Raw genomic sequence first — 25,573 nt, 5'->3', positions numbered from 1 at the left:
TTCATCACCCGCGCTACGCTCGGCGAGGTGACCGAAGCCTCCCGCGCAGCGCTGCCTGCGACGATCACCTACCCCACCGCGCCGCGGCTCGACCTCGTCGAAGACCTGCACGGACACGCGGTCGCCGACCCCTACCGCTGGCTGGAAGACCCCGCGGACCCCCGCACCGCCGCGTGGTCGGCCGAGCAGGACGACGTGGCGCGCTCGTGGCTGGACGCCATGCCCGGTCGGGACGCGCTGACCGCCCGGTTGGGCGAACTCATGCGGACCGGGTCCGTGGGCACGCCGGTGTGGCGGGCGGGGCGCGCGTTCTACACGCGCCGGGGGCCGGACCAGGACCACCCGGTGCTGTACGTGCGCGTGGACGGCGTGGAACGGGTGCTGCTGGACGTGTCCGAACTCGACCCGTCCGGGCGAACGACGCTCGACCGGTGGACGCCGTCGCGGGAGGGCACGCGGTTGGCGTACCAGGTGTCGGTCGGCGGTGACGAGCACTCGTTGCTGCACGTCGTGGACGTCGACACCGGTGAGCTGCTGGACGGGCCGATCGACCGGTGCCGGTACTCGCCGGTGGGCTGGCTGCCCGGCGGCGAGGAGTTCTTCTACGTGCGGCGGCTCGACCCAGCGCTGGTGCCCGAGGACGAGCGGCAGTTCCACCGGCGGGTGTGGCGGCACCGCGTGGGCACGCCCGCGTCCGAGGACGTCAACGTGCACGGCGACGGGCTCGACCACACCTACTACTACGGGCTGTCGCTGTCGGAGGACGGGCGGTGGCTGGTGGTCAACGGCGCACCCGGCACCGTGCGGCGCGACTCGGTGTGGATCGCCGACCTGCACGGCTCGGGCGAGCTGACGCCGGTCGTGTCGGACTCCGACGCGGTGCAGTGCTCGGCGTGGGTGGCCCCGGACGGGCGGCTCTACCTGCGGACCAGCCTGGACGCGCCCCGGTTCCGGGTGTGCGTGGCCGACCCCGGCGCCCCGACGGAGTGGACCGAGCTGGTGCCGGAGCAGCCGGACTCCGTGCTGGACGCCGTGACGTGGCTGGACGGGTCGCTGGTGCTGCTGCGGACCCGGCACGCGGTGTCGGAGCTGCACCTGCACTCCCCCGCGACCGGCGAGCACCTCGGGGAGGTGCCGATGCCGGGGACCGGGTCGGTGCACGGGTTGTCCACGGTCGACGACCTCACCGTTGCCGATTCCGACGTGCTGTGGTTCGGCTGGTCCGACTTCACCACGCCCTTGTCGGTGTACCGGTACTCGCTCTCGACGGGCCGCACGGAGCTGGACGCGGCGGCCCCCGGCACGGTGGCGCTGCCGGAGTTGTCCACACAGCAGGTCTCGTACACCTCGTCGGACGGCACGGTCGTGCGAATGTTCGTGGTGTCCGGCAAGCAGCACCCGGACCTGCCCCGGCCGGCGTTGCTGACCGGGTACGGCGGGTTCGCGGTGGGCCGCGGGCCGGGGTACAGCGCGACCACGTTGGCGTGGGTCGAGGCGGGCGGCGTGTGGGCGCACGCGTCGTTGCGCGGCGGCGACGAGGAGGGGGAGGAATGGCACCGGGCGGGGACGCGCGAGCGCAAGCAGAACGTGTTCGACGACTTCCACGCGGCGGCCGAGCGGCTGATCTCGGACGGGTGGACCACGCCGCAGCAGTTGTCGATCATGGGCGGGTCGAACGGCGGGCTGCTCGTGGGCGCGGCGCTGACGCAGCGACCGGAGCTCTACGCGGCGGTGGTGTGCTCAGCGCCACTGCTGGACATGGTGCGTTACGAGAACTTCCTGCTGGGACGGCTGTGGGCCGAGGAGTACGGCTCGGCGTCGGTGCCCGAAGAGCTGGGTTGGCTGCTGGCCTACTCCCCGTACCACCGGGTCCAGCCGGGTGTTGAGTACCCTTCGGTGCTGTTCACGGTCTTCGAGTCGGACAGCCGCGTGGACCCCAACCACGCCCGGAAGATGTGCGCGGCACTGCAGCACGCGACGTCGAGTGATCCGACCAAGCACCCGGTGCTGCTCCGCCGCGAGACCGAGGTGGGGCACGCGGGCCGATCGGTGAGCCGGTCGGTCGGCCTGGCCGTGGACCAGTTGACCTTCCTGGCCTGGGCTACCGGCCTGGAGTTGTGAGTGGAGGACTGAGCAGGTGCAGGACGTGCAGCCGACGCCGCCGATGTTCGACATGGACGTGAAGTCCACGCTCGCCGTCGAGTGGTGGGTGACCAACGGGCCCAAGATCGCCGAGGGCGCGTTGCGGATCGCGTTGACCCTGATCATCGCGGTGGTGGTCCGGTTCCTGCTCCGCCGGTTGATCGACCGGATGACCCGGGGCAACGGCGGTCGCAAGCCGAAGCTGCTCAAGCCGCTGCGGGAACGCGCGCCGCAGGCGCTGGGCGCGCTGGTCTCGGAGCGGCGCGAGCAGCGGGCCAAGACCATCGGCTCGGTGCTCAAGTCGTTCGTCACGATCATCGTGTTCGGCGTGGCGTTCATCCAGATCCTGACCGAGCTGGGCATGAACCCCGCGCCGATCCTGACCTCGGCGGGTATCCTCGGCGTGGCCATCGGCTTCGGCGCGCAGAACCTGGTCAAGGACTTCCTGTCCGGCATGTTCATGATGCTGGAGGACCAGTACGGCGTGGGCGACGTCGTGGACCTGGGCCCGGCGACCGGCACGGTCGAGTCGGTGGCGCTGCGGATCACCACGATCCGCGACACCAACGGCACGGTCTGGTACGTCCGCAACGGCGAGATCATGCGGGTCGGCAACTCGTCGCAGGGCTTCGCGGTGGCGGTGGTCGACCTCCCGCTGGCCTACGGCGCGAACCTGGCCTCGGCGACCGAGGTGCTCACCGAGGCGGTCACGGAGGCCACCGGCGAGGAGCCGCTGGCCAAGGACGTCATCGACAAGCCGCAGGTGCTCGGCGTGGAGAAGGTCACGCCCGAGGGCATCACCATGCGGGTGACGGTGAAGGTCCGGCCGGGCCGCCAGTGGGCCGTCCAGCGGGCGTTGCGGGCGAAGCTGATGCCCGCCCTGGACGACGCGGGCATCTCGATCAAGTCCTCCTGAGCGCCGGCCGCTTGCGGCCACGCGCCGCCCGCGGCCGGGTCCGGTCCCGAGACTGGGGCCGTGGCGACGAGGTGGCGCAGTGCGGTCGTGGCGGTGGTGGTGGCGGTCCTGCCGGTGGTGCAGTCGTGCTCGGCGGGGCAACCACCGCCCACCGCACCGCCTGCCGGCAGCTCCACCACGCCCGCACCGGACCCGGCGCTGACCGCGTGGCTGGGCCGGGTCTGCCTGGCCGACAAGCAGGTCCAGGAGCTGGGGATGACCCGCATCCCCATGGAAGCCGGTTATCCGCGTGAGCAGGTGGTGGAGCTGTTGACGGCGCTGCGGGAGGCGGTCGTGTCCTCGATCGAGGTGTTCCGCGCCATCGGGCCCGCGCCGACGCCGGGTGGTGACGCCGTGGTCGACGCCTACGTGACAGGGCTGAACGAGCTGCTGACCGGCGTCGACAGCACCATCGCCGCACCCGCGGCCGAGGTCGACGGCCGGGACCTCGGGCTGCTGCTGATCAGCACGAGGCTGCTCATCCTCGGGCCGCGGGGTGCCGACCTGCCGACGCTGGCCGCCGGCTCACCCGAGCTGACCCGCGCCTACGAGTCGGCGTTCACCTGCCAGCGCCCTCCCCTGCCGCTCAAAGCGCCCGCGTCCACCCCGCCGACGTCCTGACGGGCCGTTTCACGCCGCGGTCACCGCGCCGAGCGTGTCGGCCAGCGCCCGGGCGTCCTTCGAGCGGGCCGCGTCGGCCTCGGCCCGGTCGCGGACGACCTTGATCCGGTCGAACGTCCGGGTCGAGCTGATCCGCCCGGCCGGGGCCAGCAGGGTGGTCGCCAGCCGGTCGGCCTCCGCGTGCTCGCCCTGGAGCACCCGGACGCCCACCAGCGAGATGACGTCGAACAGGTTCGACCGCCGGTAGGTGTCGCGGCGCAGGCGCAGCGCCTCGGCCAGGTGCGGTTCGGCCCTCCGCTCGGTGCCCGGCCGGTGCTCGGCCGCGGTCCGGTACGACAGGGCCGCCATGCCCTCCAGCCCCGCCTGGTCGAAGTAGGACAGCCAGCCGGGCGTCTCGGCGGGGTCGGCCCGCGTGAACCGCGCCTGCGCGGCGCCCACCGCCCGGTCCACCGCCTCGACGTCGCCGAGGGTCGCGTGCGCCCACGCCTCGCAGGTGGAGAGCATCGCCGAGGCCATCGGCCCCAACCGGCTCCCCGCGCCCCGCCTGGCCAGCGCGACCAGCGACAACGCCTCGCGCGGCCGGCCGACGTGCACCATCTGGCGGGCCATCCGGGACAGCACCTCGACGCCCAGCCCGGTGTCCCGAGCGCGCTTCGCACAGTGCAGCGCCAACGTGAAGTACTGCTGCGCGGTCGCCTGCAAGCCCACGTCGTGCGACATCCAGCCGGCCAGCCTGGCCAGGTCCGCGGTCGAGCGGAACAACCGGCGGGCGATCGGGTCGGGGTAGCCGTGGTCGAGCAGGTCGGTCATCGCCTTGAGCTGCCCGACCACGGCCTCCCGGTAGAGGCCGCCGCCGCGGCGGGCGTCCCAGGCCCAGAACGTCCTGGTCGCGGACTCGATCTCGACGATCTCCGCCGTGCCGATCCGCCCCGGTCCCAGCGCCGCGGCCGGCGCGGCGTCGTCGGCGTCCAGCCACCCGGCCAAGCGCCCCTCCAGCACCGCGCCCGTGGCCAGGGCGGCGGTCGCGCCGAGCACGTCCCTGCGTTTGATCATCAGATCGCTCCTCGTGAAGTCCTGCAACGTCGAGACCAGCGCCCGGTGGTCCCACGGGACGTGGTCGCGGACCGGCGACCCCGCGGTCAACCCCAGGTCCGCCGGGGTGAAGGGCCTGCCCAGCCGGTCCGCGAACAGCGCCGCCACCAGCTCCGGGACCGGGTGCCGGGGCTGCTCGCCCTCCAGCCACCGCCGCACCCGCGAGCTGTCCGGCGCGACGTTGTGGCCCCGGGCCCGGCCCAGCCGCGCGACGGCCCGCGCGAGCTCGAGCTGGGTCCAGCCCCCGCGCCGGAACCAGTGCAGCAGCGCCTCGTTGGAGCCGCCCATCTCGTGTCCTCCCTCACGGCAGGAGTTCCCCGCGGTCAGCATGCGATGACGTCCCGCGCGGTCACCAGCGGTCGCGGCGATGCGCCACGCGTTCGCCAACCCCCGCCCGGCGTGGGCCGCCCACCCGTGGCTGAGGCAGGATGGAGGGGTGACCACTCCTCCGGAGAACTTCTACGAAGCAGTGGGCGGGTACGAGACGTTCCACAAGATCGTCGCGCGCTTCTACGAGGAAGTGGCCAACGATCCCGTCCTGCGTCCGATGTACCCCGAAGAGGACCTCGGCCCGGCCGAGGAGCGCTTCCGGCTGTTCCTGATGCAGTACTGGGGCGGTCCGCACACGTACTCCGACAACCGCGGTCATCCCCGGTTGCGGATGCGTCACGCTCCGTTCGTGATCGGTCCCGTGGAGCGGGACGCCTGGTTGCGCTGCATCAAGGTGGGCGTCGACTCGGTCGACCTCTCCCCCGAGCACCGCAAGCAGCTGTGGGCGTACCTCGAGATGGCCGCGAACAGCATGATGAACGCCTGGGTGTGATCCTTGATCACTCGAACGGGGTCGTGGTGTCGGTCGCGAATGGCAGGATGACTCCTCGTGCGACGATCCTCCGATCTACAACCAGAGATCGCCGACGAGTCCGCCTGGTGGCGTGACGCCGTCTTCTACCAGGTCTACGTCCGATCGTTCGCCGATGCGAACGGTGACGGCGTGGGCGACCTCGACGGTATCCGCTCCCGGCTCGGCTACCTCGAACTGCTCGGCGTGGACGCCCTGTGGCTCACGCCGTTCTTCACCTCGCCCATGGCCGACCACGGCTACGACGTGGCCGACCCGCGTGACGTCGACCCGCTGTTCGGCGACCTGGCCGCGTTCGACCGGCTGGTCACCGAGGCGCACGCGCACAACCTCCGGGTCACCATCGACCTCGTCCCCAACCACACCAGCGACCGGCACGAGTGGTTCCAGGCCGCGCTGCGGGCCGGGCCGGGCTCGCCCGAGCGCGACCGGTTCATCTTCCGCGACGGCGGTGGCTTCGACGGTTCCGCGCCGCCGAACAACTGGCCCAGCCAGTTCGGCGGGCCGGCGTGGACCCGCGTGCCCGACGGGCAGTGGTACCTGCACCTGTTCACCCCCGAGCAGCCCGACCTGAACTGGGACAACCCCGAGGTCGCCGCCGACCTGGCGCGCACGCTGCGGTTCTGGCTCGACCGCGGGGTGGACGGGTTCCGCATCGACGTGGCCCACGGCATGGCCAAGCCCTACGGGTTGCCGAACATCGATCCGCGGGCCCAGCTCGGCGCGGGTGTGATGCACGACAACTCGCTGGACCCCCGGTTCGACAACGACGGCGTGCACGAGATCCACCGGATGATCCGCAAGGTCGTCGACGAGTACCCGGGCCGGATGGCGGTCGGCGAGATCTGGGTCGCCGACGACGAGCGGTTCGCCCGGTACGTGCGGCCCGACGAGCTGCACCTCGGGTTCAACTTCCGGCTGGTCGAGGCGCCGTTCGACGCCGACGGCGTGCGCGCGGCGATCGAGCACTCCCTGGCCGCCGTGCGCGGGCTGGACGCGCCGCCGACCTGGACGTTGTCCAACCACGACGTGACGCGGCACGTGACGCGGTACGGCGGCGGGGCGATCGGCGCGCAGCGGGCGCGGGCGATGACGCTGGTGGAGCTCGCGCTGCCGGGCGTGGTCTACCTCTACAACGGCGAGGAGCTCGGCCTGCCGGACGTGGAGCTGCCGGAGTGGGCGTTGCAGGACCCGATCTGGCTGCGCTCCGGCCACACCGACCGCGGTCGCGACGGCTGCCGCGTGCCGCTGCCGTGGGAGGGCGACACCCCGCCGTTCGGCTTCACCCAGGGCGTGACCACCTGGCTGCCGCAGCCCAACGAGTGGGCGGGCCTGACCGCCGAGTCGCAGCTGGAAGACCCCGACTCGATGCTGTCGTTCTACCGGCACGCGCTGGAGCTGCGGAAGTCGCACGGCTCGTTCAACGGCGACGAGCTGGAGTGGTACGGCGCACCGCCCGGCTGCTTCGCGTTCCGGCGCAAGGGCGGCGGGCTGATCTGCGCGCTGAACACGTCCGGCGCACCGGTGCCGCTGCCACCGGGCGAGGTGCTGCTGGCCAGCGGCCCGATGGCGGGCAACCAGCTGCCACCGGACACCGCCGTCTGGCTGGTCTGACGCCGGGCCGCGGAGGAGCTAGGGGCCCGGGTCGACGACGTGGTCGAGCCGGTAGGGCCGGTAGCCGCGCGGCCCGCCGTCGTAGGGGTAGACGAGCGTGCGGCAGACCGTGCCGAGCCCGCCGCACTGCTCGCGCCCCAGGTAGTGCGTGCGGCGCGGGTCCGCCCACGCCTCGAACAGCACCACGTGCCGGGTCGTCCGGTCACCGGTCGGGTCGATCAGCACGTCGGCGGGCAGCAGCTCGTCCTTGCCGATCGGCGTGCTCACCGCGATCAGGTCCACCGTGTTGAGCCCGCCGTGCGGCACGTCGGGCAGCCCGAACGCCATCGACGCGAAGCCCGAGCAGTCGGTGCGGTAGGTGCCGTAGCGGTTGGTGTGGAAAGCGGTCTGGCTGTACGGAACCCGCACCCAACTGGCGGCGCGGTGCAGGACCTCGGCCCTGGTGATCGGCACGACCACGGCGGCTCCCGTCGAACGACCGCCGAGCCCCCGACCGGTGTGGTCGGGGGCTCGGCGGGTGGGGTCAGTAGCTGGTCACGTCGAACGTGGTGACGCCGTTGGTCACCTCGTGCCACGTGGTGCCGTACAGGCCACCGTCCTTGGCCACGAGGGTGTTGTCGGTCCGCAGGAAGCCGAGCCGGCCCGCGGCGGCGTCGATCTCGACGTCCTTGACGCCCGAGAGCTGGTTGGCCCAGTCGGCCTGCAGGCTGCCCGCCTTGACCGACGCGAGGCCGTTGGCGAACACCACGCCGATCCAGTCGCCCGACAGCTCGAAGTCGGTCACGCCGTTGGTCTGCTCGACCCAGTTCGTGCCGTACAGGCCGCCGTCCTTGACCACGACCGTGCCGTCGTTGCGCAGCACGCCGATCCGACCGGCCGCGGCGTCCAGTTCGAGGTGCTTGGCGTTGCCGAGCTGGGTGGTCCACCCGGCGTACAGGTTGCCCTGCTTGACCGAGACCGTGCCGCTGGTCGACACGACGCCGATCCAGTCACCCGACAGCGCCAGCTCCGCGACACCGTTGATCTGCTCGACCCAGCCGCCCTGGAGACCGCCTTCCTTCACGGTGACCGTGCCGTCGTTGCGCAGCACGCCGATGCGGCCGGTGGCGGACTCGAGCGCGAAGTCCTTCACGTTGCCGGTCTGGGGGAACCACTCCTGGTACATGTCGCCCTGCTTCACGTACAGGGTGCCGCCCGCGTCGACCACGCCGACCATGTCGCCGTCGAACTTCGCCTGCACGATGCCGCCGCCGTGCACCGGGGTCCACCCGGCGTTCAGCTCGCCCTGCTTGCCGGTGACGGCGCCGCCGCCACCGAGGATGCCCAGGCGCTTGGTCAGCGCCGGGGTGGAGCCGGTGCCCGCCGGGCTGACGAACGCCGAGATCCGCTGGCCGCCGATGTACTGGCCGACCCGGTGGCCGCCGGTGGCGTACTGCACCGACGAGGTGGTGGGCCCGCTGGCGCCGGAGTTGCCGTTGATCGTGGTCATCGAGGTCGCGGTGACGGCGTCGACGATGGAGACGTGGTCGGCGTAGCCGTTGCCCTGGTAGTTCAGCACCACGGCGTCACCGATCTGCGGCACGTAGCCGGCGTCGGTGTGCAGCGTGCCGTTGTTGGCGCCGTAGAGGTAGAAGCTGCCCGCGGCGGGGGTCAGGCGGTCGGTGTAGAGGCCCGCCCTGCCCCACACCCACCGGGCGAAGTCGGCGCACCACGCGTGGGCCATCCGGCAGGAGTCCATGTAGCCGACGCCTCCCAGGCTGTTGGTACTGCACGTCTGCTTGCCGAGGTTCGCTCTGGCCAGGTCGCGGATGTCCGTGCGGGCGTCGGCGACGGCGGAGCCCGCGGAGAGCAGCGTGAGGACGGGGGCGAGCACGGCGGCGGCGAGGGCGGTGGTCACGGTGCGGCGCACGGTCGTCTTGATGGACATGGTGGTGTCCCTCTCGGTGTGAAGGGTGTGATGGAGGTGGAGCGGGGTCAGCGGTTGCAGGTGATGGCGGTCTCGGGGACCGGGAGGCTGCCGCCGTTGAAGTGGGCGAGCGCGCGCTTGTAGGAGGCGCAGCGGTTGTTCGACTCGGTCGGGTCGAGCGCGTACGAGTAGCCGATCGCGCGGCCGACCGCGCCCATGTCGTAGGCGTCCGCGGCGGCGTTGATGTTGCGGGCGACCGTCCAGTACCAGCCGGCGATCCTGGCGCTCCACTGGAGCGAGGCGGCGTCGGACGGGTTGTTCGCGAAGTCGTGGCCCAGGCTCGCGCCGGCGGACTGGTAGTTGTACTGCCCGGTCAGCTGGATGAAGCCGCGGCCGCGGTAGGTCGCGGTGCTGCCCGCCTCACCCGCGTTGAAGCGGAAGCCGCTCTCGTGCTTGAGGGTCGCCAGGAACGCGGCCTTGCGGGTCGGCGTGGTGATGCCCTTCTGCGCCATGACCTCGTTGAGGCCGGGCAGGCCGGCCGCGACGGTGTCGGTGGCGTACGCGGAGCCGTAGATGGCGGTGATGTCGTTGATCGTCACGTGGCCCGCGGCGGACGCGGGCGTGGCCGTGGCCAGGCGCAGCTGCTTCACCCCGTTGGTCTGCTCGACCCAGGAGCCGTAGACGCCGCCGTCCTTCACGACCGCGGTGCCGTTGGTCCGCAGCACGCCGATGCGGTCGCCGGAGATCTCGATCTCCTTGGCGTCTCCGAGCTGGTTGACCCAGGACGAGTAGAGGTTGCCCTCCTTCACCGTGGCCAGCCCGTTGGCCAGCACGACGCCGATGAGGCTGCCGGACAGCTCGAAGTCGGTGACGCCGTTGGTCTGCTCGACCCAGTCGGACCAGAGGTTGGACTCCTTCACCGCGACCGTGCCGTCGGTGCGCAGCACGCCGACGCGGTCACCGGAGAGCTCCAGGTCGGCCACCCCGCCGATCTGCGGCACCCACCCGGCGCCCAGGCCGCCCTCCTTGACGTTGACCGAGCCGTCGTCGCCGACGATGCCGATGCGGTTGGAGGTGATCTCCACTTCGCGCACGCCGTTGGCCTGCTCGGACCAGCCGGCCTGGAGGCCGCCCTCCTTCACCGCGGCCGTGCCGTCGGTGCGGACGATGCCGATGCGGTCGCCGGCCAGGCGGAAGTCCCGCACCCCGTCGCCCTGGTGCGCCCAGCCGGCCCAGAGGTTCCCCTCCTTCACCCACAACGTGCCGCCGGTATCCAGCACGCCGACGCGGTCGCCCGCCATCTCGAACTTCGCGATGCCGGTCGACATGTTCTCGAGCCAGGACGCCTGCAACGTGCCTTCTTTGACGTGCACGTCGCCGGACGTGGACAGCACGCCGACGCGGCTGGACCCGGGCGGCAGCTCGGCGGCTTGGGCGGCGGTGGCGAGCCCGGCCGCGGACAGTCCCGCGGTCAGCAGGCCGGCCACGACGGACGCGGCGGCGACGCGGGTGGCGTTCCGGCTGGTGATGACCTTCATCTCGGCTCCTTCTCGGTTCGTGCCCCGGTGTTGGCACAACCTTGTCGCCGAGTCCTGCGAGAAAGCTCAAAGCGCGTTTTCAGGTCGTTTTCAGCTCGACGGCGGACATGCGAAAGGGCTGGGCGCGCGTGCCACCCAGCCCTTGTCCGCGCTGCTCAGGAAGCCCGAACGGGCTCCACCCAAGCCGTTCGGCTCGACCCGGTGGTGGTCGACGGGCGTGGTTCGCGCGCCTCGCGGCTGCCGTGCGCGGCGAAGATCTCCAGGGCCTCGGTCCACTCCCGGTCCGCGGCGGCCGGCTCGCCGAGGGCGGTGAACGCGGTGGCGAGGTCCCGCAGCGTCCTGGCCCGCCACACCGGCAGGGCCAGTGCCGCCCACCGGTGCAGCGACTGGTCCAGGTAGCGGCGGGCCATGTCCGGCCGGCCGGCGGCGAGCTCCAACTCGCCGAGGGTGCGCAGCACGAGCGCCTGACCGAAGCCGTCCTGCATCTCGCCGCACGTGCTCAGGCATTCGAGCAGGTCGCTGCGGACGGCGTCGGCACGTCCCTGGCGGATGCGTACCTTGGCCAGCGCCTGCACGGCGTACGCGGACATCAGGCGGTCGCCCAGGGTGCGCAGCACGCGCACCGCCTCGGCGCAGTGCTCGGCGGCCTCGTCCCAGCGGCCGGCGGCCCGGTGCACGATGCCCACCGAGCGCAGCGCGATGGCCTCGCCGTGCCGGTCGCCCAGCTCGCGGTAGGAGTCCAGCGTGCGGGCGCAGTTCTCCAGCGCCCCCTCCAGCTCACCCCGCTCCGTCAGCACGCGCCCCAGCCCGTGCAGGGCCTGCGCGACCAGGCCCCGCTGGTCGTGCGACCGCAGCACCGGCAAGGCCAGCTCCAGCAGCTCGGTGGCCCAGTCCAGCTCGCCGCGCTCGCGCATCACCGTGCTCAACGACAGCCGGGTCGCCGCCTCGCCCAGGGCGTCGTCGCCCTCGCGGAAGGCGTCCAGCGCCTGCCCGTAGTACCGCGCGGCTTCGTCGAAGCGGTCCTGCTCGTAGCTCAGCCAGCCCAGGCCGGACAGCAACCGGGCCTCACCCGCCCGGTCGCCCGTGCGCCGCGCCGCCTCCAGCGCCGACGAGTGCGTCCGCCACCACTGGCCGAACAGGTTGCGCACGGCGAACCGGGACGAGCACAGCGTGGCCGCCAGGCGCGTGGCCACGTCGGTCAGGTCCAGCTCGGACACCCGCTCCACGACGGCGACCAGACCGGCCTGCTCGGCGTCGAACCACCCCTCCGGGTCGGCGACCACGTCGTCGGCCGCGTCACGACCGAAGTAACGGGGGTCGAGCGCGACCGGCGTGCCGCCGAAGTGCGCGTGCGGCATCCGGCTGCCCGCCAGCTCCACCAGCGACAGCCACGCCTCGGCTGCACGCGCGCAGGCCGCCTTCGCCTCCGCCGCCGGTTCCTCGGCCTCGCCCCGCTCGCGGGCGAACGCCCTGGTCAGGTCGTGCAGGCGGTAACGCAGGGCGAGGCCGTCGTCGGTGGCGGCGATGTCGAGCAACTGCGAGTCGACGAGCCGTTCCACGACCTCCTCGGCCTCGTCCGGGCCGCAGTCGAGCAGCGGCGCGAGCAGCCAGCCGCCGAAGGTCGACACGTCGAGCAGCCCGAGCCGGCGCAGCGCGGTGCGCTCCCGCTCGCCCAGGCCGTCGTAGCTCAGCGCGAGGCTGCCCCGCACCTCGAGGTCGCCCAGGGTCAGCTCCTGGAGCACGCGCCGCTGCACGCCCAGCCGTTCGGCCAGCCGGGACAGCTTCCACTGCGGCCGGGCGGCGAGCCGGGCCCCCGCGATGCGCAGCGCCAGCGGCAGGTGCCCGCACAGCCGGACGATCTCCCGTGCGGCGTCGGGCTCGGCGGGCACCCTGTCGTCACCGACCACGCGGTCGAGCAGCTCCACGGCTTCGTCGTCGCGCAGCACGCGCAGGTGCAACTGGGCCGCGCCGCTGAGCGCGCCCATCCGCTCGCGGCTGCTCACCAGCAGGGCGCACGTCGCGCCGCCGGGCAGCAGCGCGCGGATCTGGCGCTCGTCGCGGGCGTCGTCCAGCACGACCAGGACCCGCCGGTCGGCGACCAGGGTGCGGTAGAGCTGGGCGCGCTCCTCCAGGTCCGCGGGGATGGCCGGGTCGGCGACGCCGAGGGCGCGCAGGAAACCCGCCAGCACCTCGGCGGGGTCCGCGGGCACGGCCTGCACGCCGCGCAGGTTCGCGTAGAGCTGCCCGTCGCCGAAGTGGTCGCGCACCACGTGCGCGACGTGCGCGGCCAACGTGGACTTGCCCGCGCCCGGCTGGCCGGAGATCGCGCACACCCGCACCGAGCCGGTGTCCGCGGTCAACCACGCCACCAGGCGTTCCTGCTCGGCGACCCGGCCGGTGAAGTCGCCGATGTCGAACGGCAGCTGGCTGGGCGTCGGCGCGGGGCGGGACGCGGGCTCCGCCGGCCGCACGTCGGCGTCGCCGCGCAGGATGCGCTCGTGGGTCGCCCGCAGCGCCGGTCCCGGTTCCAGGCCCAGCTCGTCGAGCAGGATCCGCCTGCCGTCCTGGTAGCAGGCGAGGGCGTCCGCCTGGCGGCCCGCGTGGTGCAGGGCCAGCATGAGCTGGCTGCGCAGCCGCTCCCGCAGCGGGTTCTCGGCCACGGCCGCCCCCAGCTCGACGACCAGCGATTCGCCGCGCCCGATCGCGAGGTCGGCGTCGAACCGGTCCTCCAGCGCGGCGAGGCGCATCTCCTCCAGCCGCGAGCGCTCGCCCTCGGCCCAGGCGCCCTGCGCGCCGCCCAGCGGGGTGCCGCGCCACACGTCCAGGGCGGTCGCGAACCGGACCGCCGCGCCTTCGAGGTCGCCCTCGGCCAATGCCTTGCGACCCTCGGTGACCTCGCTGGTGAACACGTGCAGGTCCACCTCGTCGAGGTCGGCGGTCAACAGGTACCCGCCGCCGGAGCGGGACAGCACGTCGCCCAGGCCGCGGCGCAGCGACGAGACGTACGTGTAGATCGCCGACCGCGACTGGTCCGGCGGCTGGTCGCCCCACACGGCGTCGACGAGCTGGTCGAGCGACACGACGCGGCCCGCGTGGATCGCCAGCAACGCCAGCAACGTCTTGGGCTTCGGTCCCCCGACCGCCACCGGGCTGCCGTGCACCCACGCCTCGACCGGCCCCAGAACCTTGAACTCCACCCGTGCCCCCCGAAACGCCGACAACCGGCCCACAGTAGCCGGCGGAAGCGGCAAAGAGCACCCGGATGAGTGACAGGTCGGGTGAGCGGGGTGAGCGTCAGACCAGCAGCGGCAGCATGGAGTGGCGGCGGCGGACGACGGCGCCGAAGCGGGCGTCGATGCGCAGCCACGAGTCGGTGGCGGTGATGCGGACGTCGTCGCCGCCCAGGAAGCCCATGCCGGACAACGCGAACAGGCACCGCATCGGCACCTTCACGTCCAGGCCGGACCCGCTCACCGTGATCACGGTCTGGTCGAGCAGCGAGGCGGGTGGCGTGCCACGCGGGCCCGCGTTCTCCCTGGCCACCTCGACGCCCTTCTCCGCCAGCTCCGACACGACGTTGCCGGGCAGCCGGTCCACCGGCAGCCAGCCCGCCGACGGCGGCAGCGCCGAGCGCCACATCATGTCCCGCGCGGGGCCCGGGTCGACGGTCTCGCTGCGCACCACGGCCAGGCCGGTCAGCAGGTCGTTGCCCGACACCGTCACGTCACCGGGCGTGACGCGACCGGCCACGGTGCGGGTGGCCAGGGTGTCGAACGGGGTCGCCACCCAGGCGTCCACCAGGTCGCCGGACGCGCGGTTGCGCAGCCGCACGACCGCCTGGGCGTCCAGGCGGACGGCACGGGCGACGAACGCGCCGAGGTCGTCCCGCTCGGCGGGATCGGCGAGGACCAACTCAGGCACCATTACCTCCGGCACGCCAGCCCGCGAGGAAGTCGCGCTCGGCTTCGAGGAGACGGCGCGGGCGTCCGGCCGTCAGGTTGTACGGCACCATGAGGGTCTCGGCCGTCGTGACGACGGCGCTGCCCTCCTGGCGGCTGCCGCGGACCGTGTAGTCCAACGTGAAGGACGCGGACTTCAGTTCCCGCACCGACATCTCCACCACGATCTCGTCACCGGTGAACACCAGCGGCGCGAGGTAGTCCACCACCAGCCGGGCCACGACCATGCCGTGCGACATCTCCGGCACACCGTGCCGGGCGGCCTCGGTGAATAGCAGGTCGATGCGCGCCTCTTCCAGCAGGGTCACCGTGTTGGCGTGGTTGACGTGGCCGAACGCGTCCATGTCCGACCAGCGCGGGCGCACGCCCGTGACGAACACACCCAAGTTGAACGCGCCTCCCGGTGTCGATGCGTGGCAGTGACCTTATCCACGTGCTACGCCCAGGTTAAGCGGGCGTCCACGTCGAGGAATCGGCCCAGGTCGGCGACCTCGTCCGCGAGGTGCGGGCGCTCGCCGAACGGCCGCACGGTGATGGTCGGGCCGTCGCGCCGCCACACCGCCACCACCCGTCCGTCCACCACGACGTGCGGGGTGAGGAAACCGCCGCCGGTCTGCACCAGCGGCGCGTGCTCCGCGCTGAGCACCGCGGCACGGTCGCGGTAGCCGAGCAGGTAGGTGTCGAAGTGGCCGAGCATGCGGACCGCGCCGGTCGGCTCGGCCGGTTCGTCGGCCACCTCGGGCAGTCCCTCGAGCTGCCGCTTGGGCAGGCCGCTCCACGCGGCGAAGTCGTCGGGCGTGGCCGGTCCGTAGGCACGCCGGTAGCGCCGCCACAGCTCGACCACGTCACGGGGTTCGCACTCGATCCGCAGGAGCCGGTAGGTGTCGTCGAGCCCCCGGCACAGCACGCCGGAGTTCGCGGCGAACGCCAGCAGGTGCGCGGGCGCCTGGGACTTGGGGTCGAGGACGATGCCGACGTCGGCCAGGCGGCGCACGAGTTCGGCGCGCTCCACCGGTTCGGTGAGGACTTCGCGGAGCGCGGGTAGCGCGCGCTCGCACAGTTCATCGGTGAGGCCCAGTTGTTCGCGGCGACGGCGTCCGGCGGCGATGAACGTGGGGCCGAGCAGGTCCACGACCCACAGGTCGTCTTCATGGAGCAGGTGCAAGGTGCCGCGCATCGCCCACGTGCGCACCAGAGGGCCGTCGAGGGATCTCACGCCTCGGGCGCGCGCTGCGAGCCGTGCCGCTGGGACGTCCTGGGCTTGCAGCGCGAGCACCGAGGCGAACAGGTCCGTCACGTCGGCGGCCGGGTGCGAGAGGCGTTGGGCCCGCATCCGCTGGGCGGGCAAGGTCATCGGGGACGGGCGCCCGTCGAGCCGCGCACCACCAGTTCCGGCTGGAACACGAACTCCGCGTGCGGTGCGGGCGTGCCGCCGATCTCCTCCAGCAACGCGTGCACGGCGGCCTGCCCCATCGCCTCGACCGGCTGGCGGATCGTGGTCAGCGGCGGGTCGGCGAACACGATCAGCGGCGAGTCGTCGAACCCGACCACCGAGACGTCACGCGGCACGTTCAGGCCCCGCCGGCGGGCCGCGCGGATCGCGCCGAACGCCATCAGGTCGCTGCCGCACACGATCGCCGTGCAGCCGCGGTCCAGCAGGGCGTTGGCCGCCGCCTGGCCGCCCTCGACCGTGAACAGGGAGTGCTCGACCAGGTCGGCGGCCCGCGGGCGGACGAGCGTGAAGCCCTCCACCATCCGCTGCGCCGGCACGAACCGCGGCGGTCCCACCGCCAGACCGATCATCTCGTGGCCGAGTTCGACCAAGTGGGTGACCGCCAATCGGACGGCGGCCCGGTTGTCCACCGAGACGAACGGCGCGGACACCTGGTCGGTGTAACCGTTGATCATCACGAACGGCACGCCGCGCCCGGCCAGCTTGACGTACCGGTCCTTGTCGGCGGTCGTGTCGGCGTGCAGGCCGGACACGAACACGATCCCGGTGACGCCCCGGTCGACGAGCATCTCGGTCAACTGGTCCTCGGTCGAGCCACCGGGCGTCTGCGTGCACAGCACCGGCGTGTAGCCGTCGCGCGTCAGCACCTGCTCGATGACCTGCGCGAACGCCGGGAAGATCGGGTTGTTCAACTCGGGGGTGATCAACCCGATCAACCCGGCGCTGCGCTGGCGGAGCCTGGGTGGGCGCTCGTAGCCGAGCACGTCCATCGCGGCGACCACGGCCTGGCGGGTCGCGGCCGACACGCCTGGCTTGCCGTTGACCACTCGGCTGACCGTCGCCTCGCTCACGCCGGCCTGGGTCGCGATGTCACTGAGCCGCGCTGTCACACCGGGTGACTCTACGGGCGCGAGAGCCACACGGTCGTGTCCGGCGGCACGAGGACGTCCACGTCCTCGGTCGCGAAACCACCCGAGGCGAGCACCACGTCGCCGTCGGCGGGCAGCCGTGCCACGTCCGGGCCGAAGTTCACCACGCACGTGAACGCGCCGCGGCGGAACGCCAGCACGCCGTCCGGCACGTCCAGCCACTCCACGTCCGAGCCCGCGCCCAGGTCCGGGTGCTCCCGCCGCACGCGCAGCGCCCGGCGGTACAGCTCCAGCACCGAGTTCGGGTCACCCAGCTGGCGCGCCACGCTCAGCTCGGACCAGTCCGCGGGCTGCGGCAGCCACGAGCCGCCCTCGCCGAACCCGAACGACGGGCCGTCCGCGGTCCACGGGATCGGCACGCGGCAGCCGTCACGGCCCCGGTCGGTGTGGCCCGACCGCACCCACACCGGGTCCTGGAGCACCTCCTCGGGCAGGTCGAGCACCTCGGGCAGGCCCAGTTCCTCGCCCTGGTAGACGTACGCGCTGCCGGGCAGCGCCAGCATCAGCAGCGCGGCGGCACGCGCCCGCGCCACGCTGCCGTACCGCGTCACGTGCCGCTGCACGTCGTGGTTGGACAGCACCCACGTCGTCGGCGCGGCGACCGGCCTCATCGCGGCCAGCGAGTCGTCGATGACCTGCTTGAGGTCGCCGGCGTGCCACTCGGCGGTCAGGTAGTGGAAGTTGAACGCCTGGTGCAGCTCGTCGGCGCGCAGGTAGCGGGCGGTGCGCTCGGGGCTGGGCGTCCACGCCTCGGCCACGCCGATCCGGCTGCCCGGGTAGGAGTCGAGCACCTTGCGCCAGTCGCGGTAGATCTCGTGCACGCCGTCCTGGTCGAAGAACGGCAGCGCCTCGGTGCCCAGCAGCTTGAGGTGGCCGGGCGTGCCCACGTCGGGCAGGCCGTCGGCCTTGACCATGCCGTGCGCGACGTCGATGCGGAAGCCGTCCACGCCCAGGTCGAGCCAGAACCGCAGCACGTCGAGGAATTCGTCGCGCACCTCCGGCTGGTCCCAGTTCAGGTCCGGCTGCTCGGGCGCGAACAGGTGCAGGTACCACTGGCCGTCCGGCACGCGGGTCCACGCGGGGCCGCCGAAGACGGACTCCCAGTCGTTGGGCGGCAGGTCGCCGCGGCCGTCGCGGAAGTGGTAGCGGGCGCGTTCGGGCGAGCCGGGCGCGGCCCGGAGCGCCTGCTGGAACCACACGTGCCGGTCGCTGGTGTGGTTGGGGACCAGGTCGACGATCACCCGGACGCCGAGCGCGTGCGCGTCCTCGACCAGCGCCTTCGCGTCGTCGTTGGTGCCGAACAGCGGGTCGACGGTGCGGTAGTCCGCCACGTCGTAGCCGCCGTCGGCCATCGGGGAGGTGTAGAACGGCGTGATCCAGACGGCGTCCACGCCGAGGTCGGCCAGGTAGGGCAGCCGGGAGCGGATGCCGGGCAGGTCACCGACGCCGTCGCCGTCCGAGTCGGCGAAGCTGCGCACGTAGACCTGGTAGATGACGGCATCGCGCCACCAGTCCTGCGTCATGGGGTGTCCTTCCGGATCGGGTCCGCCGGAGGGCAATGAAATACTTTGCAAGTGTTTTCAGCAAGTCTGGCAGCTGGTATGACCTAGAGCACACCCCTGCCAGAGGAGACAACGTGGTTTCCCCAAGTCGAAGCGCCTTGTGCGCGATAGCCGCAGTGCTGTTCAGCCTTTTGGCGGTTCCGCAAAGTTTTGCAGCGCCACCGTCCGCGAAGGACGTGACCGCGACCCTGTTCCAGTGGCCGTTCGCGCGGGTCGCCACCGAGTGCACCACCGTGCTCGGGCCGCGCGGCTACGGGTTCGTCGAGGTCTCACCCGCCACCGAGCACATCCAGGGCCCCCAATGGTGGACCTCCTACCAACCGGTCAGCTACCGCATCGCCGGACGCCTCGGTGACGAGGCCGCGTTCCGGAACATGGTCACGACCTGCCACGCGGCGGGCGTGAAGGTCATCGCGGACGCGGTGATCAACCACATGAGCGCCGGGTCGGGCACCGGGACCGGCGGCTCGTCCTACACGAAGTACGACTACCCCGGCATCTACAGCGAACCCGACTTCCACTCGTGCCGGTCGCGCATCAGCGACTACCGCAACCGCGGTGACGTGCAGAACTGCGAGCTCGTCGGCCTGTCGGACCTCGACACCGGCAGCGACTACGTGCGCGGGCGCATCGCGTCCTACCTGAACCACCTGATCTCCCTGGGGGTGGACGGGTTCCGGATCGACGCGGCCAAGCACGTGGCGGCGAGCGACCTGGCGGCGATCAAGTCCCGCCTGAGCAACCCGAACGTGTTCTGGGTGCACGAGGTGATCTACGGCGCGGGCGAGGCCGTGCAGCCCGGCGAATACACCGGATCAGGTGACGTGGACGAGTTCCGGTACGCCTACGACCTCAAGCGGATCTTCGCCAACGAGAACCTGGCGTACCTGAGCACGTTCGGGCAGTCGTGGGGCTTCCTGCCCAGCGGCCAGGCGCGGTCGTTCGTGGACAACTGGGACACCGAGCGCAACGGGTCGACGCTGACCTACAAGGACGGGTCGACCTACACGCTGGCGAACGTGTTCATGCTGGCCTGGCCCTACGGCGCGCCGAACGTGTACTCCGGCTACGAGTTCTCCGACCACGACGCCGGTCCGCCGTCCGGGTCGGAGTGCTACACGTCCGGGTGGAAGTGCCAGCACCGGTGGACGCAGATCGCGTCGATGGTCCAGTTCCGCAACACCGTGGCGGGCACGTCGGTGGTCAACTGGTGGGACAACGGCGGCGACGCCATCGCGTTCGGACGGGGCACCAAGGGGTTCGTCGCGATCAACCGCGAGTCCTCCCCGATCACGCGGACGTTCCAGACCTCGCTGCCCGCCGGGTCGTACTGCAACGTGCAGAAGGAGGGGTGCGTGGCGGTGGTCGTCGGCGCGAACGGCCAGTTCACCGCGACGTTGGGCGCGGGCGAGGCGCTGGCGCTGCACGTCGGCGCGACCGGTGGCGGCACCCCGGTCGGCGCGGCCTCGTTCTCGGTGAACGCGACGACGTCGCTCGGCCAGAACATCTTCGTGGTCGGCGACCACCCGTCGCTGGGCTCGTGGAACCCGGCCGCCGCGGTGGCGCTGTCGTCGGCCTCGTACCCGGTGTGGAGGGGGTCGGTGTCGCTGCCCGCCGGGACGTCGTTCCAGTACAAGTACATCCGCAAGGAGTCCAACGGCTCGGTGACGTGGGAGAGCGGATCGAACCGCACCGCCACGTCACCGGCGACGCTGTCGGACACCTGGCGCAGCTAGACCGCGTGCCGCCGCCGGGGCACCGCGTCACGATGCCCCGGCGGCGGCACGTCAGCGGATCATGCTGCGGACCTGGCGGGCGGCCACGGACAACGTGGCCAGGTCCAGCTTGCTGACGCGGTTGATCTCGGCCAGCGCGGCGCGGGCGCGGCCCAGGCGGGAGGAGTTGGCCTGCTCCCACTTGGCGATCTTCTCCTCCGGGGTGTCACCCGGGTCCGCCGACCGCAGCACGTCGATCGTGATCGACCGCAGCGACGAGTAGAAGTCGTCCCGCAACGCCAGGCGGGCCAGCGAGTGCCAGCGGTTCAGCCGTTCCAGGTTCGACACCGAGCTGAGCATCCGGTCGACGTCCAGGTGCTCCGACAGCGCGAAGTACAGCTCCGCCGTCTCCTCGTGCGTGCGCTCCTGCCCGGTCGCGCCCTCGCCCTCCTCGCGCTCGGCCAGCTCGGCCACCTCGGTCACGTCCAGCAGGCCGTAGGTGAACAGCAGCCCGGCGATCCGGCGCGCCAGCTCCACCGGCACGCCATGGCCCACCAGCCGCTCGACGTGCTCGAGTACGGACTCCTTCTCGTGACCCTGGAGCAGGTCGATCGTGCGCGGCGCCAGGGCCGCGACCACCGGGGTGAACCGGCTGATCGTGGACCCCACCGCCAGCGGCTGCGGCCGGTTGGTGAGCAGCCAGCGCGACGCCCGGTCCAACAGGCGGCGCGTCTCCAGCACCATGTCGTCCTGCACCTCGGTCGGCACGACGTTGTCCAGCGCCCGGATCTGCCGCCAGATCGACGGCAGGTCGTAGATCGCCGTCACCACGGCGTACGCGCGCACCGCGTCCGTCGCCGACGCGCTGATCTCCTCGGCCAACCGGAACGCGTAGGACACGCCGCCGCCGTCCACGACCTCGTTGACCAGCACCGTGCTGATGATCTCGCGGGACAGCGGGTGGCTGCCGATGGCGTCGGCGAACCGCTCCCGCAGCTCGCTCGGGAAGTACTCGGGCAGCCGCCGGGCCAGCACGTCGATCGTCGGCAGGTCGCTCGCCAGCACCTCCTCCTTCAACGCCAGCTTCACGTGCGCGAGCAGCGTGGCCAGCTCCGGCGAGGTCAGGCCGTCGCCCGCCTTCTCCAGCGCCTTGAACTCCGCCGGGCTGGGCAGCGCCTCCAGCGCGCGGTCCAGCACGCCGCGCTGCTCCAGGTCGGCGACCAGGCGCGCGTGCACCGACAGCATCGGCGCGGCGTGGGCCCGGGACACGCCGAGCACGGCGTTCTGCGAGTAGTTGTCGGCCAGCACCAGCTCGCCGACCTCGTCGGTCATCTGGCCCAGCAGCTCGTTGCGCTGCTCCTGGTCGAGCTTGCCGTCGCGCACCAGCTCGTCCAGCAAAATCTTGATGTTGACCTCGTGGTCGGAGCAGTCGACACCGGCCGAGTTGTCCAGCGCGTCGGTGTTGACCTTGCCGCCGGCGCGGGCGAACTCGATCCGGCCGCGCTGGGTCAGGCCCAGGTTGCCGCCCTCGCCGACGACCTTGACCCGCAGGTCCGCGCCGTTGACGCGGATGGCGTCGTTGGCCTTGTCGCCGACCTCGGCGTGCGACTCGGCGCTCGCCTTGACGTAGGTGCCGATGCCGCCGTTCCACAGCAGGTCCACCGGGGCGAGCAGGACCGCCTTCATCAGCTCCGGCGGCGACAGCTTCACCACGTCCTCGGGCAGCCCCAGCGCCTGCCGGGCCTGCTCGCTGATCGGGATCGACTTCGCCGTGCGCGGCCACACACCGCCGCCCTCGCTGATCAGCGAGCGGTCGTAGTCGTCCCACGACGAGCGGGGCAGCTCGAACAGCCGCTTGCGCTCGGCGAAGCTCGCGGCCGCGGTCGGGTTCGGGTCGATGAAGATGTGCCGGTGGTCGAACGCGGCCACCAGCCGGATGTGCTCGGACAGCAGCATGCCGTTGCCGAACACGTCACCGGACATGTCGCCGACGCCGACGACGGTGAACTCGTCCGACTGCGTGTCCGTGCCCAGCTCGCGGAAGTGCCGCTTCACGCTCTCCCACGCGCCCTTGGCCGTGATGCCCATGGCCTTGTGGTCGTAGCCGACCGAACCGCCGGAAGCGAACGCGTCGCCCAGCCAGAAGCCGTAGGACTTCGACACCTCGTTGGCGATGTCGGAGAACGACGCCGTGCCCTTGTCCGCCGCGACCACCAGGTACGTGTCGTCACCGTCGTGGCGGACCACCTGCGGCGCGGGCAGCACCGTGCCCGAGTTGAGGTTGTCGGTCAGGTCCAGCAGGCCGGAGATGAACTGCCGGTAGCACGCGATGCCCTCGGCCATCAGCTGCTCGCGGTCGAAGCCGGGGTCGCCGGTCGGCACGGGCGGGCGCTTGAGCACGAACCCGCCCTTCGCGCCGACGGGCACGATCACCGCGTTCTTCACCGCCTGCGCCTTGACCAGGCCCAGGATCTCGGTGCGGAAGTCCTCCCGCCGGTCGGACCAGCGCAGACCACCGCGCGCCACCGGGCCGAAGCGCAGGTGCACGCCCTCCAGCCGGGGCGAGTACACGAAGATCTCGAACCGCGGCCGCGGCTGCGGCAGGTCCGGGATCGCGCGCGGGTCCAGCTTCACCGCCAGGTACGGCCGGGGGTTGCCGTCGACGTCACGCACGAAGTAGTTCGTGCGCAACGTGGCCTGCACCAGCGTGAGCAGGCTGCGCAGGATGCGGTCCGCGTCCAGGCTCGTGACGTCGTCGATCATCCCGGTGATCTCGGCCACCAGGTGCTCGGTGCGGCCGGCGCGCTGCTCGTCGGACAACGCCGGGTCGAACCGCGCTTCGAACAGCCGCACCAGGGCCGTGGCGACCTCGGTGTGCGCGAGTGCGGCGTCCTCGATGTAGTCCTGGCTGTACGGCGTGCCCGCCTGGCGCAGGTACTTGGCGTAGGCGCGCAGCATCGCGGCCTGCTGCCACGTGACGCCCGCCTTGAGCACCAGCGTGTTGAAGCCGTCCACCTCGGCCTCGCCGCGCCACGCGGCGCCGAACGCGTCCTGGAACCGGGTGCGCACCGACTCCACGTCCTCGCCGGACAGCTTGTCCAGCGTCGCCTGGTCCACGCGCAGGCCGAAGTCGTAGATCCAGCACTCCACGCCGTCGTCGCGCGACAGCTCGTACGGGCGCTCGTCCACCACGACCACGCCCATGCGCTGCAACATCGGCAGCACGTCCGACAGCGTCAGCCGCGCGCCGACGAGGAACAGCTTGAACCGCCGTTCACCCGGCTCGGCGTCGCGCGGCACGTAGAACACGACGTCCAGCTCGCCGGGCTTGAGCGCCTCGATGCGCCGGAAGTCCGACAGGCCCTCGACGGCGGTGAAGTCCTCCTTGTACGCCTCCGGGAACGCCGCGGCGATCCGCTGGCCCTGCTCGGACGACGACTCCGCGCCCAGTCCGGTGCCCTGGTCGTCCAGCACGGCCTCGACCATGCGGTCGTCCCAGGAGCGCACCGCTTCGGCCAGCAGGTGCTGGATGTGCCCGGTGTCGGGCTCGACGTGGCGCGCCGGATCGGTGTGCACGGTGAAGTGCACGCGGGCCAGCGCCGACTCGCCGACGCGGGCGCTGTACTCCAGGTTCACGCCGCCGAGCTGGTCGATCAGCACTTCCTGCATGGCCAGCCGCGAGGTCGTGGTGTAGCGGTCACGCGGCAGGTAGACCAGGCAGGAGTAGAAGCGGCCGTACGGGTCGCGGCGCAGGAACAGCCGCAGCCGGCGGCGTTCGGCCAGCGCGATCACGCCCGTGACGGTCTGGTAGAGCGTGTCCGTGTCGACCGAGAACAGCTCCGTGCGCGGGTAGTTCTGGATCACCTCGAGCATCCGCTGGCCCGAGTAGGAGTGCAGCGGGAAGCCGGCGCGGTGGATGACGTCGCGGACCCGGCGTTCGACGGCCGGGATGTCCAGCACGTCCTCGTGCAGGGCGGTGGTGGAGAAGACGCCGAGGAACCGGTGCTCGCCGGTCACGTTGCCGTCGGCGTCGAAGGTCTTCACCCCGACGTAGTACGGGTACACCGACCGGTGCACGCTCGACTGGGCGCTGGCCTGCGTCAGGACCAGCAGTTCGGGTGACAGTGCCTGAGCGCCCGCGTCCGGGCCCGCGGTGAGGCTGCGCGCCGCCAGGCTGTCCTGTCTGAGCACACCGAGACCGCTGGCCAGGACCGCCCGCAGCGCGGGTTCGCCGTCGGTGGCCGGGTCGTCGCGGACCAGCTCGTACTGCCGGTAGCCCAGGAACGTGAAGTGGTCGTTGGCCAGCCAGCGCAGCAGGTTCGCGCCGTCGCGGACCTCGTGGGTGGGCAGCGGGGGCGGGTCGGACTCCAGCAGTTCGGCCAGGTGCAAGGCCGTACCGGTCATCTTCTCGGTGTCCTCGACGACCTCGCGGACGTCGTTGAGCACCGTGTGCAGCTTGGTTTCCAGCTCACGCGCCCGATCCGGGTCGGTGAGCAGGTCGACCTCGATGTACATCCACGACTCGGCCAGCGCGTCGCCCGGCGGGTCGGCCGGGTCCGCGGTGGGCAGCACCTCCTGCAACGCGCCCGTCACCAGGTCCCGGCGCACCACGACGATCGGGTGCACCACCCGTTGCACCTGCACGCCGCCCCGTGTCAGCTCGGAGGCCACCGAGTCGACCAGGTACGGCATGTCGTCGGTGACCACCTGCACCACCGTGGCCGGACATGTCCAGCCGTCGTGCGCGCGGGTGGGGTTGAGGATCCGCACCACCGGTCGGCCGGGCACCCTGGTCTCGGCGAGCCGGTAGTTCGAGCGCACGGCGCCCACCAAGTCCACCGGGTCGTCGTCGTTGACTTCCTCGGCCGGGACGTGGCGGTAGTACAGGCGGATCAGGTCGGCGAGTTCGGGGGCGTTGGCGGCGGCCCGTTCGATCAATTCGTCACGAGCCTGTTCGGGACTGGCCGGGCGAGCCGCGCCGACGTCGCGGGCGGCGTGCTCGGATCGGGACGGTGCTCCAGTCGAGGTCATGTTCAGGCGACTCCACGCTATCCGGCACCTCTGTGTACCGGGTCCGCGCACCACTTAACCAGACGCGCGCGAACCCGTTCGCCGCAACCCTCTCACTGAATCGAACAACTTGCCCGAAAGTCGGGAATTCACTTGTGACCTGGGCTATTTCCCGCTTTGTTACCGGCGGGAAACCTTATTAGAACCTCAAATGA

The 25,573-nt window shown here is 71.9% G+C and carries 17 protein-coding genes; 6 read left to right on the top strand and 11 right to left on the bottom strand.

Annotated features, from left to right (window positions below):
• Positions 1-27: 27 nt before the first annotated feature.
• From LZG04_RS01740 to LZG04_RS01730, 3 genes are read left to right on the top strand one after another with little or no spacing between them, the layout of a single operon-like run.
• Complete coding sequence (locus LZG04_RS01740; protein ID WP_233812469.1) at positions 28-2,121, top strand: prolyl oligopeptidase family protein; 2,094 nt, start codon at positions 28-30, stop codon at positions 2,119-2,121.
• Positions 2,122-2,173: 52 nt separating this feature from the next.
• Positions 2,174-3,058, top strand: a complete 885-nt coding sequence (locus tag LZG04_RS01735) for a mechanosensitive ion channel family protein (protein WP_233812590.1) — start codon at positions 2,174-2,176, stop codon at positions 3,056-3,058.
• A 60-nt stretch (positions 3,059-3,118) separates the two neighbouring features.
• The gene (locus LZG04_RS01730) at positions 3,119-3,718 is read left to right on the top strand and encodes a hypothetical protein (protein ID WP_233812468.1); all 600 of its coding nucleotides are present in this window, start codon (positions 3,119-3,121) and stop codon (positions 3,716-3,718) included.
• Positions 3,719-3,727: 9 nt separating this feature from the next.
• On the opposite strand, the gene LZG04_RS01725 is transcribed toward LZG04_RS01730, so the two are convergent.
• On the bottom strand, positions 3,728-5,098 hold the full coding sequence (locus tag LZG04_RS01725; RefSeq protein ID WP_233812467.1) for a hypothetical protein: 1,371 nt from the start codon (positions 5,096-5,098) through the stop codon (positions 3,728-3,730).
• A 148-nt stretch (positions 5,099-5,246) separates the two neighbouring features.
• Here LZG04_RS01725 and LZG04_RS01720 point away from each other — a divergent pair, with 148 nt between their 5' ends.
• Complete coding sequence (locus LZG04_RS01720; protein ID WP_233812466.1) at positions 5,247-5,633, top strand: globin; 387 nt, start codon at positions 5,247-5,249, stop codon at positions 5,631-5,633.
• A gap of 57 nt (positions 5,634-5,690) precedes the next feature.
• The gene (locus LZG04_RS01715) at positions 5,691-7,286 is read left to right on the top strand and encodes a glycoside hydrolase family 13 protein (RefSeq protein WP_233812465.1); all 1,596 of its coding nucleotides are present in this window, start codon (positions 5,691-5,693) and stop codon (positions 7,284-7,286) included.
• A gap of 18 nt (positions 7,287-7,304) precedes the next feature.
• Here LZG04_RS01715 and LZG04_RS01710 read toward each other — a convergent pair whose 3' ends face one another.
• The 9 genes from LZG04_RS01710 to LZG04_RS01670 form a co-directional block, all read right to left on the bottom strand.
• Positions 7,305-7,745 carry a hypothetical protein gene (locus tag LZG04_RS01710; RefSeq protein WP_233812464.1) on the bottom strand — a complete coding sequence of 147 codons (441 nt, stop codon included), beginning with the start codon at positions 7,743-7,745 and terminating at the stop codon, positions 7,305-7,307.
• A 64-nt stretch (positions 7,746-7,809) separates the two neighbouring features.
• A complete protein-coding gene (locus tag LZG04_RS01705; RefSeq protein ID WP_233812463.1) occupies positions 7,810-9,213 on the bottom strand; it encodes a CHAP domain-containing protein in 1,404 nt (467 codons plus the stop codon).
• A 47-nt stretch (positions 9,214-9,260) separates the two neighbouring features.
• Positions 9,261-10,730: a glycoside hydrolase family 19 protein gene (locus LZG04_RS01700; RefSeq protein ID WP_233812462.1), complete on the bottom strand. Its 1,470-nt coding sequence runs from the start codon at positions 10,728-10,730 to the stop codon at positions 9,261-9,263.
• Between the two features lie 155 nt (positions 10,731-10,885).
• Complete coding sequence (locus tag LZG04_RS01695; protein ID WP_233812461.1) at positions 10,886-13,927, bottom strand: BTAD domain-containing putative transcriptional regulator; 3,042 nt, start codon at positions 13,925-13,927, stop codon at positions 10,886-10,888.
• Between the two features lie 97 nt (positions 13,928-14,024).
• Positions 14,025-14,651 (bottom strand): hypothetical protein, encoded by a 627-nt coding sequence (locus tag LZG04_RS01690; RefSeq protein ID WP_233812460.1) that lies wholly within the window; start codon positions 14,649-14,651, stop codon positions 14,025-14,027.
• The gene (locus LZG04_RS01685; protein ID WP_141978713.1) at positions 14,644-15,075 is read right to left on the bottom strand and encodes a thioesterase family protein; all 432 of its coding nucleotides are present in this window, start codon (positions 15,073-15,075) and stop codon (positions 14,644-14,646) included. The genes LZG04_RS01690 and LZG04_RS01685 overlap by 8 nt, the downstream gene beginning before the upstream one ends.
• A gap of 50 nt (positions 15,076-15,125) precedes the next feature.
• Entirely contained in the window at positions 15,126-16,043 is a 918-nt protein-coding gene (locus LZG04_RS01680; RefSeq protein WP_233812459.1) for a DNA glycosylase AlkZ-like family protein, read from the bottom strand.
• Positions 16,040-17,032 carry a LacI family DNA-binding transcriptional regulator gene (locus tag LZG04_RS01675; RefSeq protein ID WP_233812458.1) on the bottom strand — a complete coding sequence of 331 codons (993 nt, stop codon included), beginning with the start codon at positions 17,030-17,032 and terminating at the stop codon, positions 16,040-16,042. The genes LZG04_RS01680 and LZG04_RS01675 overlap by 4 nt, the downstream gene beginning before the upstream one ends.
• A gap of 11 nt (positions 17,033-17,043) precedes the next feature.
• Positions 17,044-18,594, bottom strand: a complete 1,551-nt coding sequence (locus LZG04_RS01670; RefSeq protein WP_233812457.1) for a glycoside hydrolase family 13 protein — start codon at positions 18,592-18,594, stop codon at positions 17,044-17,046.
• Positions 18,595-18,809: 215 nt separating this feature from the next.
• On the opposite strand from LZG04_RS01670, the gene LZG04_RS01665 reads away from it, so the two are divergent.
• Complete coding sequence (locus LZG04_RS01665; protein ID WP_233812456.1) at positions 18,810-20,369, top strand: carbohydrate-binding module family 20 domain-containing protein; 1,560 nt, start codon at positions 18,810-18,812, stop codon at positions 20,367-20,369.
• 51 nt (positions 20,370-20,420) lie between these two features.
• On the opposite strand, the gene LZG04_RS01660 is transcribed toward LZG04_RS01665, so the two are convergent.
• Complete coding sequence (locus LZG04_RS01660; RefSeq protein ID WP_233812455.1) at positions 20,421-25,379, bottom strand: NAD-glutamate dehydrogenase; 4,959 nt, start codon at positions 25,377-25,379, stop codon at positions 20,421-20,423.
• Between the last annotated feature and the right edge of the window lie 194 nt (positions 25,380-25,573).

The sequence above is a fragment of the Saccharothrix sp. S26 genome (assembly GCF_021390395.1).
Classification (GTDB): domain Bacteria; phylum Actinomycetota; class Actinomycetes; order Mycobacteriales; family Pseudonocardiaceae; genus Actinosynnema.
This window is presented reverse-complemented; position numbering and strand designations above follow the sequence as displayed.